This window comes from Schaedlerella sp., assembly GCF_056796775.1.
In genome coordinates, this window is record NZ_JBQIKP010000013.1 from 56148 (window position 1) to 71680 (window position 15533).

The following is a 15533-nucleotide window of genomic DNA, read 5'->3' on the forward strand; positions in this document are numbered from 1 at the left end:
CGGGGGATGCGCACTGCGGCGTATGAGGTAGATGCCGCAATGCGACCGCCGCAGGCGCGAGTTTCGCAAGCGAAACTCTTTGTTCAATTCCATAGGGAAATTCTATAAGAACATAAAACGAAAAGGAGGATACATGCCATGAAATTAGGAATGATAGGACTGGGAGCTATGGGCCTGCCGATCTGCCGCAGGCTGCTTTTGAACCACTATGAAGTAAAAGCATTTGACCTTGTGGAGAAAGCGATCCAGGAGGCGCGGATGAGCGGCGCGGAAATATGCAGAAATGCGGCAGAGACCGTGGAGGGAGTGGATATGGTGCTGTGTTCGCTGCCGAATGCGTCGATTGTATCAGGGGTACTCAAAGAAATATTGTCAGTCAGGAACCCTGGCTTTCCATATTTTATTGACCTCAGCAGTATCTCACCGGAATCTGCGAGAGCCCATGCCAGGCTGACTGCCGAACACGGCATCGAGTATCTGGACTGTCCGGTAAGCGGCGGCGTGGGCGGCGCGCGGCAAGGTACGCTGACCGTAATGGCAGGAGGCAGTGATGAGGGATTTGCCGCAATTTTGCCTGTGCTCCAGTCAATCGGCAAGAAGATCTATCATGTGGGAGGAACCGGAACGGGCTCCGGTATCAAGATGGTCAATAACTACCTGCTCGGCTGCAATATGGCGGCTGCGGCTGAGGCGCTGGTGCTGGGGGCAAAAATAGGATTAGACATTGATACGATGCATGAGATCATCGGAGTGAGCTCCGGGCGTAGTTTTATCATAGAAAATAAGATTCCTGATTTTATCAAAAAGCGTAAATTTGAAGGCGGATTTGCTGTAGATCTGGAGCATAAGGATCTTGGGCTTGCGGTGGATACCGCAAAACAGCTTAAGATGCCGATACCGATGGGAAGTACGGCTGTCCAGATGTTTGAGACGGCCAGGGCAAAGGGGTATGGGCGTCAGGATATTACGGCCCTCCTTAAAATATGGGAAGAATTAATGGACATTGAAGTGAAATAATAAAGGAGGACGCATCATGACAATAGCAGAAATTGCAGCTCAGAAGGAATATAAATATGGCCGCATGACGATAGGTGAATGTATTGCCGTAGCTGCTGAGGCAGGAAAATCCGTTGGCGAAGTGATCCTGGCCGAGGCATGTGACGCTGCGGGCCGAAGCCTGGAAGAGATCGCGGCAGGCATGGAGGAGGCTTTTGAACATAATCTGCGTGCGGCAGAGATTGGTGCCAGGGAGGGGAAAAGTTTCCTGCTTGGCACAGTGGGACAGGATCTGACAAAGGAAGGCGGTCCGATGATCTTGGAAGACTCTTTTGTGAATAAGATCGTGGCATATACATTGGCCGCGCAGGTAGGCAATCATTCGATTGGTCTGCGTCCCTGTGCGGGTACAGGGGATTCCTGTCCCTATACCGGATTGATCAAAGCACTGAAGGAGGACTGCGAGGATGCGGCGCTGATTACCCGAATTATGGCAATCATTCTGAAAACAGGCGGGGAATTCCGTATAGGAAAGGAAACGACCGGCTGCAATATGGAAGGCTTTGGGGCCGGCGCGGCGGCGACAGCCGCGGCATTTGTAGAGCTTGCGGGAGGGACGCCTGCCCAAATGGAAGCCGCGATGGTGCTGGCGCTTTCACCGACCATCAGCGTACCCTGTACGCCCAGGGTGCTGGTACCCGGACTGTGCGCGACCCACATTGGAGGCGGAATCCTGATCGCGCGGCTTGCCAGCCAGCTTGCAATGTATACGTCCATACCGGTGAATGTTCCTGTGGATGTTATGATCGCGATGGCGGCTCAATGCCATCTTGCGTCTGCAAAACATATCGTCCCGGTAACAATTGAATATATGGAGCCTTTCTTCAAACACGATGAAAAGGTGGATGCATATATTTCTGAGGAGATCAAGCAGGAGGAGCGAAAGAGGCAGCAGGCGCTGATTGAAAAGGCTGGAGAAGAAAGCCGCCGTCTGGCGGAAAAAGCGAATCCGATCACGGAACCGTTTGGAGAAGCAGTGGTGGGAGGCAGCAGCCTGGGAGTAGGTTCTCCTACGAACTGCGCGCGTATCGCCCATTTCCTGGCAAAAGGAGAGGTCAAAAAGGTTAAGATAGAACTGTATTCGGAAATGTTTGCCCGGCGTGCGATCAATGTTCCCGGTATCCTCATGGCAGCCATTGAAGGACATGGCACAAGCAATGCCCAGGCATATAAGAACAGTCTGGATGTGGCCCGCAGAAAAGGGGTGGAAGTAGAAATTCTGGAAATTCCGGAACACTCCGTGCAGCGTGTCACAATAGAAGCCACGGAAGGAAATTCCATGGTAGAGTCGATCAACAGCGGCGGCGCGCGTCTGATCTTAAAAGCAGCAGAGCCCAGCATGGAAAAGGCAAGGGAAATCGCGGAACAGCTTCATATTGTGATTATAGACTGAAGATAAGGATGTGAGATGGATATGAGTGTTGTAGAAGACCTGGCACAAAAAGTGCCCCTTCCCAGAATGGTTCGGATCGAGCAGCATTTTGACCGGACAGCGATTGCAGATATAGAGGGCGGTGTGAGAAGCGCGATTTCTGATAGGAATGTACTGGATTCCATCCGTCCGGGAATGTCGGTGGCTGTGACTGCAGGCAGCAGGGGGATCTCGAATATTGCCCTGATCCTTCGTACTATCGTGCGTATCCTCAAGGAAAAAGGAGCAGAACCTTTTGTGATACCAGCCATGGGCAGCCATGGCGGCGCCACTGCGCAGGGACAGCTGGAGGTGCTGGCCTCTCTGGGGATTACGGAAGGATATTTGTCCTGCCCGATACGCTCCTCAATGGAAGTGAGGAAGATCGGCGCCACGTTTGACGGGCATCCTGTGCAGATTGACGCGTTTGCGGCCCAGGCAGATGGAATTATCGTCGTGAACCGTATCAAAGCCCATACGTCCTTTACCGGAAGCGTGGAAAGCGGCCTGATGAAATTGATGGCAATCGGACTGGCCAAGCAGGCCGGCGCAGAGGTGTGCCATCAGGAGGGATATGCGAAGATCGCTGAGAATATCCGTAAATACGGCAGCGCCATACTGAAGAATGCCAGGATACTTTTTGGGGTAGCCATGATTGAAAATGCGTTTGATGATACCTGTGAGATCCATGCCGTGAGACCTGAGGATTTTGAAAAAAGAGAACCGGGCCTACTGCTTCGGGCGAAAAAACGGATGCCTCGTATCCTGCTTCCCGACATGGATGTTCTGGTGGTGGACCGGATGGGGAAAAATATCAGCGGACTTGGCATGGATCCGCACATTACCGGCTGTTTTGCCAGTCCCTATGCCAGCGGTCCGCCCAGACCGGACAAGCTGGTGGTGCTGGATCTGACAGAAGAGACGCATGGAAATGCAAATGGGATAGGGGTTGCGGATGTGACGACACGAAGGCTTTTTGAAAAATTTGATCCTGAAGCTACATATCCGAATGCCCTTACCGCCACTTTGACTGCGGCTGTACGTATTCCGCTGGTCATGGCAAATCAAAGGCTTGCTATCCAGACGGGAATCAAAACGGCGGCTGGATTTGATAAGAAGAATATCCGTCTGGTACGTATCAGGGATACGCTGTCTTTAAGTGAGATCTGGGTTTCTGAGGCAATGGAGGAAGAGGCGCGGAATACTTCGGGAGTCCGTGTTTTAGGAAATCCGGAACCGTTTGTGTTTGACGAAGAAGGAAATCTGTTCTGATACCGCGGAACTAAAGTGTGATTTTTCCGTCGGACCGCATTCAGCGGCCGGCGGTTTTTTATTCTATAGGAAAATTCGGAGAAGTTTCCTATAGAATAAAAAACCGCCGCAGGCGCGAGTTTCGCAAGCGAAACTCTTTGTTATGTTTAAATATCTGACCTGGGGGAATTATACTCTTGTACGGATAGGAATTCAGTAATAGTTCTGATTTGTTTAGCAGAATTCACATTTTGATGATCGGATTCTTTAGATTTCAGGTAGAAATTCATAAAATTTCTTGACAGACTTTGATTTTCTGCTATAATAATATTAGAATTCAGATTGTATACACAAAGAATACTTAAAATGTTCTGCGATTATACAATATTATGCTCGGAGCAGAAATGAAAGAACTGTGAATATAAAACAGGTACAGACAGATGATCAGACAGGTCAGCTGTACAAGTGATTTTTTCACAGCTTCTAAGAAAACAGTGATGAAGATTTAAACACAGTCAGGAGGATATTCGATTTTGGAAAAAAGAAAAGTAGCTGTGATCACAGGCGCTACAAGAGGGATCGGTAATGCCATAGCACAACAGCTTGCAGCCGACGGATTTGCTGTTGCGGCTTGCGGAACAATGTCCGAAGAGCGTGCTGCTGAACGTCTGAAGACAGTAAAGGACAAAACAGACCTTCTGTATATCAGGGCTGATATGTCCAGGCAGGAAGACCGGGAGAGGCTTATTTCTTCTGTGGTCGATCATTTTGGACGTATCGACGCATTGATCAATAACGCAGGTGTGGGTTCCGCAAAGCAGGAGAACATACTGGATGTTTCCGAAGAGAGTCTTGACCGGGTGATGGACATTAATCTGAAAGGATATCTGTTCACCGCACAGCTTGCCGCAAAGCAGATGATCAGGCAGCGCCAGGAGGAACCGGAGGGAATCCGGCCTGTGATCATCAATATGTCTTCTATCTCGGCTTATACGCTTTCTCTTATGAGAGGGGAGTATTGTATGTCCAAGGCTGCGATCACCATGCTGACCAGGCTGCTGGCATTTGCCCTGGCAGACTATGAGATTAATGTTTATGAAATACGCCCCGGCAACATCTTGAGTGATATGACGCTGCCGGTAAAGGAAAAATTTGACCGGTATATTGCGGATGGCTTACATCCATTACGCCGCTGGGGAACCGGAGAAGATGTGGCAAAGGCGGTTTCCGCGATATGTAAAGGTTATCTGCCCTATACGACAGGATCAGCCATTGATGTGGACGGCGGTTTTCACATGAAGTGGATTGACTGATAAGGGTTTTTATATCCGCGGAGGGATATTAAAAAACAAAAATAAAAACAAAGAGGAGGATGCAACGATGAAGAAGAACAGATTTTTGGCGGTAATACTGGCGGTGGCAATGACAGCTGCATTGACGGCAGGATGCTCCGGCAAGACGGAAGCCCCGGCGGAATCCAAGCCGGCAGAGGAAAGCGGGTCTGCATCAGAGGAAGCAGAAGAGGAAAAAGAGGAGGAACCGGCGGCTGACGGCGATTTCACAGTCATCTCCTCTACAAAGGGGATGGACAACGAATACTATGCCGAGTTGAACAGAGGCGGTAAGGAATTTGCCGATCAGATGGGATTTGAATATATTACACTGTCCTCAGAGGACAATGAACAGAAGCAGATTGCCGATCTGGAAACCGGACTGGTTACTTATGACCCGGATTTTGTAATCATTATGCCGACCAGCTCCAGCGTGGTTCCGGCGCTGGCGGATCTGTGCGAGGACGCGAAGGTTCCCTTCGTAACCCTTTGGGATTATCCGGAAGACTTTGATTTTACTCCGTATGAGTATCACCTGGCACATATTCTGACAGACATGCGCCTGGAAGGCTATACGATGGCGCAATACCTCTTTGAGGCCATGGGAGGAAAGGGAAGTATCGTTGCGATTGACGGACTTCTGGGGAGCACCACGGCCGTACAGCGCCATGAAGGACTGGAGGATGCTTTGAAGGAGTATCCGGACATCAAGCTGCTGGAATCCCAGCCCGGAAACTGGAACCGTTTTGACGCGGCACCGGTGTTTGAAGATATGTTCATCAAATATGGGGATGAGATTGAGGGTGTATGGTGCGGAAATGATGATATGGCTCTTGGCGTATATGAGATCCTCGACGGAGCGGGAAAGTCCGGAGGCAAGGTGAAGCTGGTTGGGCTGGACTGCCTGAGCAATGTGCTGGAGCTGATCCGGGACGGCGAGTATGTCATGTCGATGTCCGGAGACGCGCCGGGAATGCAGGCATTGGCAATGTGTATCGGATATGATTATGTAAAAGGTGATATCCGGCCTGAGACAGATGACAGAAGATTTATTATGTATGAGCCTCCGATCATTACCCAGGAAAATGCGGAAGAGTACCTGGAGCTCTGGTATGGAGAAGCGGCAAAGGAACGTGACTGGACGGTTGACAGTGAACTGCTCAGCAAGTAGGATTGCCCTCGGGACAGGATAACAGGCTGTAAAAAGAGCCGCGGACACCAAAGCGGGCTTTGCGGCTCTTTGAAACGAACAGGATGCAGATTTGTGTATAGCAAGGGAGAGTGAGACAATGCAGGAAACTGTCCAGAAACAAAGCAATATTAAAATGAGCGGCATTTATAAGCGTTTTGCCGGAGTGCAGGCGCTCAAGGATGTTTCGCTGGAGCTTTTCCCGGGGGAGATCCTGGCCCTGATCGGTGAGAACGGAGCGGGTAAAAGCACTTTGATGCGGATTTTGATGGGAATCGAGAAGAAAGATGCCGGGGCAATCCAACTGAACGGCGCGGAGATCCATCCGGCAACACCGATGGAAGCGGAGCAGTACGGCATTGGAATGGTCTTTCAGGAACAGGCTCTTTTCCCGAATTTAAGCGTTGCGGAGAATATCTTCCTGGGCCGGGAAGGAGACATGATCACCGGTAATTTTCTCCATTGGAAAAAAATGTGTCAGGAATCAGAGATGATATTAAACGAAGTTCATCTCAGCCATATTGATCCAAAGACAAGGCTGGAGAGGCTGAGCTTTTCCGAAAGACAGATGGTAGAACTGGCGCGTGTCTTATATCCGGCAGTACGCACTAAACGAAAGGGTGTCATCATTCTTGATGAGCCTACCGCCGTGCTATCTCCGAGTGAGGTGGAGCAGCTCTTTACAGTCGTCAGTTCTTTAAGGGAACATGCTTCTTTCGTATTTATTTCACACCACCTGGAGGAAGTGATCCAATATACGGACCGGGTGGAGGTGATGAAGGATGGGCAGAACGTAGGGGGGCTGATGACGAAGGATGCCGATATCCAGCTGCTTCAGGAGATGATGGTAGGGCGTGAATTTTCCAAGGACTTTTACTATGCGGAGGAGATGCGGGATCCCGAAGAAGACGTTGTTCTGGAACTGGAGGGCGTCTGCTCGGAGGCCATCTCCAATGTTTCGTTAAAGCTCAGGAAGGGAGAAATCCTGGGAGTCGCCGGGCTGATGGGCTGCGGAAAAGAAAATCTGGCCAAAGTGATCTTTGGAGATGTGCCGATCACGGAGGGGACAATTACTGTGGGTGAACAAAGGATCCACAGCAGTATTAAAAAAGCGGTGGATGCCGGAATCGGATACATGCCAAGTGACCGGCGGAGCGAAGGGATTCTGGACACGATGACGGTAGGACAGAATATCACTGTGGCAAATATGGATCATTTCGTAACAGGAGGATTTCTGGATCGGGCCAAGGAGAACCAATGCGTCAGCGAGTATATCGAACGGCTCAGGATCAAGACACCCTCCGGAAATACGCTGATCGTCAATCTGTCAGGAGGCAACCAGCAGAAAGCGATCCTGGCAAGGTGGCTGTCGAGAAAGCCGGATATTATCATCATGGAGCAGCCGACGAGAGGGATTGATGTCGGAGCGAAGCAGGAGATATACAGGATCATGCGCGACCTTGCAAATGAGGGGGTATCGATCCTGGTCATTTCCGATGAGATGCCCGAATTGATCGGCCTGTCCAACCGGATATTGATGATGCGCAGAGGCATGATCACAGGAGAAATCGATTGTAAGAAGGAGGTAAGACTTAATGAGAAACACATCATCCAGCACATCACCTGACGGCGGAGCGGAGAAGAGGAAAAAAAGGGACATTGACTATTCCCTGTTTATTGCGCCTATCCTGCTTGTCATATGTGTCGTATTTTTTACGATCGTCAATCCACGATTTATTTCGCTGGCCAATATTATGAACATACTGCGTCAGGGAGGCCCGCTGTTTATTGTTTCATTTGGGCTGAGCGCAGTCATTCTGACAGGGAGCATCGACATTTCCTCGGACGGTATGATGAGCCTGTGCGGAATCTGCTCTGTCATGCTTGCCAATGTGATCACGGAAGGCGGGGGATGGATGAGCCTGCTGCTGGGCGTGGCGATCGGGCTGCTGTTCGGTACCTTCATCGGATATCTGGTAGCTTATGTAAGGCTTCCTTCATTCCTGGTGACATACGGCACGTCTACGATCTGCCGGGGGATTGCTCTGATCATTTCAGGTGGTGTCGCACAGAATACCATGTTTCAGGCATTTAAGAAAATGGGAAACGGCAGCGTATTTGGCTTTTTCCCGACTATGGCGGTGTTTGCTATCGTAATCTTTATTCTGATGCATGTTCTGACGAAAAAGACGAAATACGGGCGTTCTCTCTACGCAATGGGCGCTAATGAACGGGTAGCGGCACTGTGCGGACTGCCTACAAATAAATATAAAATGATTGCGTTCATGATGGCGGGAGCCTGCACCGGACTCGCAGGTGTATTGATGAGCGCGCGCCTGGGTGCCGGTACACATGCACAGGGCGAAGGAATGTCACTGGATGCTATTGCGGCCGTTGTGATGGGAGGCACTACACTTTCCGGCGGAAGAGGAAGTGTTGCGCGTTCCATTACAGGTGTATTTGTAATCCTGATGCTGAACAATGGACTGAATCTGATGGGAGTGTCTCCGCATGTGCAGGTTCTTGTAAAGGGAATTGTAGTGATCCTGGCAGTGGCGGCTTCCAAGGACTGGAAGAGCAAAGAAATCGTGAAATAGGAGGAAGCTGTGATGAACGGAACAATGAAAGCAGTTGTGTTTCAAGAATTGGGCAAGGCTGCGGTGGAGGAGAGGCCCATTCCGTGTATAGAAGACCCGAAGGATGCCATTGTGCGTGTGACGCTGGCAGCGATCTGCTCCAGTGATATCCATATCAAACATGGCATGATCGCGCGGGCAAAGGAGGGCGTGATCCTGGGCCATGAGATCGTAGGTGAGATTGTGGAAACAGGAGCAGGCGTGCGGAAGCTGAAAGCAGGAGACCGGGTGACGGTCAACAATGAGACATTTTGCGGGGAATGCTTTTTCTGCAGACGGGGTTATGTCAACAACTGTGAGCAGGGCGGATGGATGCTGGGATGTGTCCAGGACGGCGGCCAGGCGGAGTATGTGCGTGTGCCTTATGCGGATAATTGCTGTAATATCATCCCGGAGGGAGTGTCCTATGAGCAGGCAATGCTTGTTGGCGATGTCCTGGCAACCGGATTCTGGGCAGCCGAGATCGGGGAGATCAGGCCAGGAGACACGGCCGTCGTGATCGGTGCGGGGCCTACCGGACTCTGCACTTCTATGTGCGCAAGATTGTACAGCCCGGCCCGTCTCATTTCTATCGATATATCTGAGGAAAGACTGGCATTTGCGAAGCAGCATGGACTTGCGGATATTACAATCCATGCAGGAAAAGAGGATCCGTGGGAAATCGTACGCAGCCTTACGGAAGGAAGAGGGGCCGACAGGCTGTTTGAGTGCGCGGGAGGCAGAAATACCTTCGAGATGGCATGGCAGGTCACACGGCCCAGCGGGATTGTATGTTTCGTGGCACATTACGAGGAGGATCCGCAAAAGCTGCCTCTGCGCAGAATGTATGGCAAGAACCTTGTGTTTAAGACCGGAGGAGTGCATGCAAATGCCTGTGCGCTGACTCTCGATCTGATTAAGGAGGGAAGGCTTGACACATTGCCTCTGATCACACACCGTTTTGCGCTTTCAGACGCAATGGAAGGGTACCGCCTTTTCGAAAGCCAGAAGGACGGAGTGATCAAAGTGGTGCTGGAGCCGTAGGGATTAAGATTAAAATCAAATAGAGAAAGGGTGAGCAGATTGCAAAAAGAGCCAAATATCAGAAAACTAGACATTTTTGTTGAAAAGATATGCAGAGAGGGCGGCACTGCGCTGGAAAAACCGCTGAAAAAGTGTGCTGCTGTTGCTGTGATCAAGAATCCTTTTGCGGGCGTATACACGGAAGACCTGACAGAGCTTATGGAATATGGCGCATATCTGGGAGATTATCTGACCCGGAAGGCGGTAGAAGCTATGAAGATACCTGTGGCGGAGGTGCACAGTTTCGGTAAGGCATGTATTGTGGGGCTGGATGGGGAGCATGAGCATGCGGCAGCGATCATGCATCCGAGACTTGGAGCTCCGATGCGCGCCTGTCTGGAATCAGGTTCCGCGGTGATCCCATCCGCAAAAAAAATAGCGGCGGCAGGGGCAACCCTGGATATCCCGCTGTTGTATAAGGACGGAATGCTTGTACGTTCCCATTATGACAGCATGACCGTCAGGATACCGGATGCCCCGCATGCCGATGAGATACTCTGCGCAGTCGCGTTTTCCAACGGAGGACGCCCCAGGGCAAGGATTGGGGGATTGAGTGTAGAAGAATGTAAAGGCGAAAACGGGCTGGACTGATGGAGGTGGCAGTACAATGAGAGATTTGATCAGAAAAGAAGCAGTGATCATTGACGAAACCAGAAGTGAAATCGGCAGAAAATTGGATATTCCGCTGAAAAAATGTGCCAGTATGGCAGTTGTAAAAAATATATATGCCGGAAAAGAAGTATCGGAGATGCCGGGATTTCAGGAATATGGGAAGGTACTTGGAAAACGTCTGATCGAAAATGCGCTGGAGGCACTTGGGATTGGCGCAGAGGAAGTCAACAGCTACGGGAAGGCTGCGGTAACAGGATTCGGCGGTGAGCAGGAGCATGGTTCCGCCCTGCTGCATACAGGCTTTGACGAAGGGGTACGCTCAGTGCTGACGACTTCCAAATCCATCATACCATCCAGTGAAAAATCGGCTCCGGCCGGATGCTCGGTGGATGTTCCGCTGCATCATAAGCTGGCGCTGAAGGTACGCACTCATTTTGACGCCATGGAGGTGAGTCTGGCGGATGCCCCCAGAGACGACGAGATTTTGCTCGTACTGTGTGTCACTACGGGCGGACGGCCCTTCCCGAGAGTGGGCGGCCTGCTCCTGGAGGATGTCAAGGGAGAGAATGGGGTGATTTGATCGATGAAGGAGCTTGTGATTACCAATATAGGAACCATTGTGACCGGAAAATTAACGGATCCGATTACGGACTGTAATACAATCGCAATTCGGGATGGCATGATCGCCGAAATCGGCGGGGAAGAGCTGCTGAAAAACGATCAGACAGCGCGGATAGTCGACGCGAAGGGTGTGACGGTTGCTCCCGGACTGATAGACAGCCATTGCCATCCCTGCGCGGGGGACTATACATTTCGCCAAAAGACGGACGCATTGATCGAAAGTGAGGTGCACGGCGGCGTGACCACTATTATTTCCGCGGGAGAGCCTCATTTCCCGGGGCGGCCAAGGGATGCGGCAGGGGTCAAGGCGCAGGCGGTATTTCTGTCAAAATGCTTTCGGAATCAGTCCCCTCTGGGAGCGAAGGTGCACGGAGGCGCCGTGATACTGGAGCAGGGACTGACGGAGGCGGATTTTGAGGAAATGGCGAGAGAAGGGGTCTGGCTGGTAGGCGAGGTGGGACTTGGTTCGGTGAAGTCTCCTGAGGATGCCGCTCCGCTTGTGGCTATGGCGAAAAGGCATGGCTTTAAGGTGCATATGCACACCGGAGGTACATCGATTCCCGGCAGTTCTTCGGTCACTGCGGAGGATGTCATCCGAACGGATCCGGATATCGCGTCCCATTGCAACGGAGGGCCGACTGCGGTTTCCATGGCGGAGGTGGAGCGCATTATCCGGGAGAGCGAGGTGGCGGTGGAGATCGTCCAGTGCGGCAATTACCGCATGACCAATGGCATTATGAAGCTGATCTCGGAGCTGGGAATGGAGCACAGGGTGATCTTCGGAAATGACGCGCCGTCCGGAACCGGTGTGATTCCCCTTGGGATCATCCGGAATATCTGCTATGTGTCCAGTGTATGCGGGATTGCGCCCCATAAAGCGATTGCCATGGCAACCGGAAACACGGCCTCGGTATTCGGCCTGAGAACGGGGGTGATCGAGCCGGGCCGCCCGGCAGACCTGATCTGCCTGGACGCCCCCATCGGTTCTGTGGGCAGGACAGCCCTGGAGGCGATTGAGGCGGGAGATATCCCGGGGATCACCTGCATTGTCATAGACGGGAAGATCGTGGTGCAAAAGAGCAGAAATACACCTCCCGGAAACCGGGAGCCGAACTATTGCTGAGATTGTGATAAGAGGTTTAGGAGGATATCATGGGAAAAGGATTTGACGAGTATTATACATGCCGGAGCAAGGAAATCGATCTGAAAAAAACAGCAATCCTCATTGTAGATATGCTCAATGACTTCTGTAAGCCGGGCGGCCGTATGGTACTGGAGGACGGATATCTGGTAGTAGAACCGATCCGGCGGCTGGTCGCGGCGGGACGGAAGCATGGCATTCCGATCGTATGGATCTGTCAGAAATACCGCATGGATAAGTATGACAGGGTTACGGAAAAGCGGGTGGGGACCTGCTATGAGGGGACCTGGGGTTGTGAGCAGATTGAGGAGCTTCCGATCCTGCCGGACGATTATGTCGTGCATAAAAGGCGTTACAGCGGATTTTTTCAGACGGATCTGGATCTGACGCTGAGAGATATGGGGGCGGAAAAGGTGATCGTGGGCGGCTGTGTTACCAATATCTGTGTACGCGGTACGGTAACAGACGCGTTTCAGCTGGATTATGAGGTGTTTGTGCCGAGAGACTGTGTACGTGCTACGGGAGAAAGGGAACAGGAATCTTCACTGTGGGATTTTGAAACGCATTTTGCTACGGTGACTACGGCGGATGAACTGATCTCGGCCATGGACAGGCTGAAGCCGGAGGATGCCTGCCGAATTCGATAAAGAAAAAAACAGGGATCCGGAGCAGATCCCGCAGGATGAAAGGAGAAAAAAGATGAGTGTATTGACAAGTGAGCTTAGGGAAAGGCTTGACAGGCTTTCCACTACAAATGTTTCGGACGCGCTGGACGCGCTGGGGCTTAAGGGATCCACGACCGGCGTGAAAAAGATGTATGAGGGCTGTAAGAAGATCATCGGCGAGGCGGTAACCATGAAGGTCGTTGCCGCGGGACTGACAAAGTCTACGACACATATGGGTGTCAATGCCATTGAGGCCGCAAAGGAAGGCGATGTGATCGTGATTGACAACGGCGGCCGCGAGGACGTGAACTGCTGGGGCGGCGTGCTGAGCACCGGGGCAAAGTTCAAGGGGGTATCCGGGGTTGTGATTGACGGATGCTGCCGTGATCTGGATGAGTGTGTGGAATTGGGATTCCCTGTATATGCGCGTTCTACGATCTGCGCGACAGCCAGAGGGCGTGTGATGGAGGAAGCGACGAATGTGATGGTGTCTTTCAGCGGAGTCCAGGTCCGTCCGGGAGATATTGTGATCGCAGATATCACAGGTGTCGTATTTATTCCCCAGGAGCGGCTGATTGATGTGATCGAAAAGGGCGAGATGCTGCTGAATAAGGAAACGGCCATGTGTGCGGACATTAAGGCGGGGATGTCCATGCTGGAAGTGGACCGGAAGTACAATTACGAGAATATGCTAAAATGACATAAAGAAGGTGACCAAATGAACATTCCGAAATTGGATAAAGCAATCATTGAAGAATATAAAAAGCTCGATTCTACGAGCATTTCCGACGCAATGGATAAAATCGGCATCCCCTCCGGGCTGTATGGGATCAAGCCCATTACCCCAGGTACGGTGATGTGCGGACAGGCATTTACGGTAAGATACGTGCCCTGCGGAGAAGTGAAAGGAACGGTGGGGGATTTTCTGGATGATGTGGAGCCGGGACAGGTATGCGTGCTGGATAACGGCGGCAGGGACTACTGCACGGTCTGGGGAGATATCATGGCAATGACCGCCTCTCTCCGGGGGATTGCGGGAACACTGATCTACGGGGTGTGCCGCGACATCAAAGACATTCATAAAATAAAGTATCCGATCTTCTCCAATGGATTTTATATGGTAACAGGCAAGGACCGGGTTGAGGTCGCTGCGATCAACGAGCCTGTTACGGTCGCGGGCATTAAGGTATGCCCCGGTGACCTGATATTCGGGGATGATACGGGAGCGCTGATCGTGCCTTTTGACAAGGTGGAAAAGGTACTGGAGATTGCCAAGGAAATCGAACGGAAAGAGGATATCATCCGCAGGCATGTCCAGAGCGGGCTTTCCCTGCGTGAGGCGAGGGCGCAGACCGGATATCATCATTTACAGACAAAGGAGGCAGAGTGAGCATGAGTGTTACAGCACTTTATCTGGATACATTGAATGAACATATGGAACGGATGATCCTCGACATGTGCCCGGAGGAGGTTGATCTGCGTTTCCTGAACCCTACGGTGGGGCAGAAGGGTGAGCTTCAGGATGCTGACGTACTGATCGTTACTACTTATAAGACTACGAAGGAAGTGATCGCCGCTGCTCCGAAGGTGAAGCTGATCCAGCGTACCGGCGTGGGCGTGGACATGGTGGACGTGGCTTATGCAAAAGAAAGGAAGATTCCGATCTCTATCTGCAAGGGGTTTAACGCTACTTCGGTGGCTGAGCTGGCGATTCTCGATATGCTGGCATTGTACCGCCATATCATTGACCTTGACAACAAAGGGAAGGAGAAGGAATGGCATACTATGACGTACCGGCATGACAGCTACGAGATCGTGGGCAAGACGGTCGGCGTGGTGGGCGGCGGAACCATAGGAAAAGAAGTCATAAAGCGGCTGCACGCGTTTGACGCGGAGCTGATCTATTATGATGTATATCCCATGACGGCCGAGGAGGAAGAACGTCTTGGCTGCAGACGTGTAACGCTGGATGAGCTGCTGGAGCAGTCGGATATCATTACACTTCATGCCCCGCTTCTGGAGAAGACCCGGGGGATGATCGGAAGAGCGCAGTTCGAAAAGATGAAACGAAATGCGATCCTTGTGAATACCGCCCGGGGAGCATTGGTTGATGCGGACGCGCTGATTGATGCGCTGAAGGAGAAAAAAATATGGGGTGCGGCGTTTGACGTGTTTGAGCCGGGAGAGCCGCTGTTTGGAGTGGATCTGCCGAACCTGATCGTAACGCCGCATGTGGGCGCGGCTACGTATGATAATTATTATCGGGGCTACAAATTATGCATGGAGAATTCGCGGCGGATCGGCCGGGGCGAAGAACCGGTGTTTACAATCTGATCTCGAATGGGCGGATCGGGCAGCGGGGGCTGTATGGAGCGGCCGGATGGCAGGAAAATAGAATATGAATGATGAAGAGCAGGCTCTGTCAGAGAAAGTGGATCTGATGGGGCCTGTTTTTATTCTATTAGGGTGCGCCCAGCTAAGGGCTTGGAATTCGGTGGGTGAAAGTCCTACGGTGTAAGGTACAAGCTATACCGCACCAAGCGAGTCTTGGGTGGACA

Annotated in this window: 15 protein-coding genes; all 15 read left to right on the forward strand. The window is 51.6% G+C overall.

Going from position 1 to position 15533, the window contains the following annotated elements; genetic code table 11:
• The first annotated feature begins 138 nt into the window (after nt 1-138).
• The 15 genes from ACTOY7_RS08490 (at nt 139) to ACTOY7_RS08560 (ending at nt 15309) form a co-directional block, all read left to right on the forward strand.
• Nucleotides 139-1017 (forward strand): NAD(P)-dependent oxidoreductase, encoded by an 879-nt coding sequence (locus ACTOY7_RS08490; protein ID WP_160283820.1) that lies wholly within the window; start codon nt 139-141, stop codon nt 1015-1017.
• A 16-nt stretch (nt 1018-1033) separates the two neighbouring features.
• Nucleotides 1034-2449, forward strand: a complete 1416-nt coding sequence (locus ACTOY7_RS08495; protein ID WP_482670964.1) for an L-serine ammonia-lyase, iron-sulfur-dependent, subunit alpha — start codon at nt 1034-1036, stop codon at nt 2447-2449.
• A gap of 21 nt (nt 2450-2470) precedes the next feature.
• Entirely contained in the window at nt 2471-3739 is a 1269-nt protein-coding gene (locus ACTOY7_RS08500; protein ID WP_482670963.1) for a nickel pincer cofactor-dependent isomerase, group 22, read from the forward strand.
• Nucleotides 3740-4251: 512 nt separating this feature from the next.
• Nucleotides 4252-5031, forward strand: coding sequence for a 3-ketoacyl-ACP reductase (locus ACTOY7_RS08505; RefSeq protein ID WP_160283817.1), 780 nt, complete (start codon nt 4252-4254; stop codon nt 5029-5031).
• A 67-nt stretch (nt 5032-5098) separates the two neighbouring features.
• Entirely contained in the window at nt 5099-6220 is a 1122-nt protein-coding gene (locus ACTOY7_RS08510; RefSeq protein ID WP_160283816.1) for a sugar ABC transporter substrate-binding protein, read from the forward strand.
• Nucleotides 6221-6338: 118 nt separating this feature from the next.
• Nucleotides 6339-7865, forward strand: a complete 1527-nt coding sequence (locus tag ACTOY7_RS08515) for a sugar ABC transporter ATP-binding protein (protein ID WP_482670962.1) — start codon at nt 6339-6341, stop codon at nt 7863-7865.
• Complete coding sequence (locus ACTOY7_RS08520) at nt 7834-8835, forward strand: ABC transporter permease (protein ID WP_482670961.1); 1002 nt, start codon at nt 7834-7836, stop codon at nt 8833-8835. Before ACTOY7_RS08515 ends, ACTOY7_RS08520 begins: the two co-directional genes overlap by 32 nt.
• Before the next feature lie 24 nt (nt 8836-8859).
• Nucleotides 8860-9897 carry an alcohol dehydrogenase gene (locus ACTOY7_RS08525; protein ID WP_482670980.1) on the forward strand — a complete coding sequence of 346 codons (1038 nt, stop codon included), beginning with the start codon at nt 8860-8862 and terminating at the stop codon, nt 9895-9897.
• 30 nt (nt 9898-9927) lie between these two features.
• Complete coding sequence (locus ACTOY7_RS08530; protein WP_482670960.1) at nt 9928-10527, forward strand: amino acid synthesis family protein; 600 nt, start codon at nt 9928-9930, stop codon at nt 10525-10527.
• A 16-nt stretch (nt 10528-10543) separates the two neighbouring features.
• Nucleotides 10544-11128, forward strand: a complete 585-nt coding sequence (locus ACTOY7_RS08535) for an amino acid synthesis family protein (protein WP_482670959.1) — start codon at nt 10544-10546, stop codon at nt 11126-11128.
• A gap of 3 nt (nt 11129-11131) precedes the next feature.
• Complete coding sequence (locus ACTOY7_RS08540) at nt 11132-12292, forward strand: amidohydrolase family protein (protein ID WP_160283812.1); 1161 nt, start codon at nt 11132-11134, stop codon at nt 12290-12292.
• Between the two features lie 29 nt (nt 12293-12321).
• Nucleotides 12322-12957 carry a cysteine hydrolase family protein gene (locus ACTOY7_RS08545; protein WP_160283811.1) on the forward strand — a complete coding sequence of 212 codons (636 nt, stop codon included), beginning with the start codon at nt 12322-12324 and terminating at the stop codon, nt 12955-12957.
• Between the two features lie 52 nt (nt 12958-13009).
• Nucleotides 13010-13675, forward strand: a complete 666-nt coding sequence (locus tag ACTOY7_RS08550) for an RraA family protein (protein WP_482670958.1) — start codon at nt 13010-13012, stop codon at nt 13673-13675.
• A gap of 18 nt (nt 13676-13693) precedes the next feature.
• Nucleotides 13694-14365, forward strand: a complete 672-nt coding sequence (locus ACTOY7_RS08555) for an RraA family protein (protein ID WP_482670957.1) — start codon at nt 13694-13696, stop codon at nt 14363-14365.
• A gap of 2 nt (nt 14366-14367) precedes the next feature.
• Entirely contained in the window at nt 14368-15309 is a 942-nt protein-coding gene (locus ACTOY7_RS08560; RefSeq protein WP_482670956.1) for an NAD(P)-dependent oxidoreductase, read from the forward strand.
• The last annotated feature ends 224 nt before the right edge of the window (nt 15310-15533 follow it).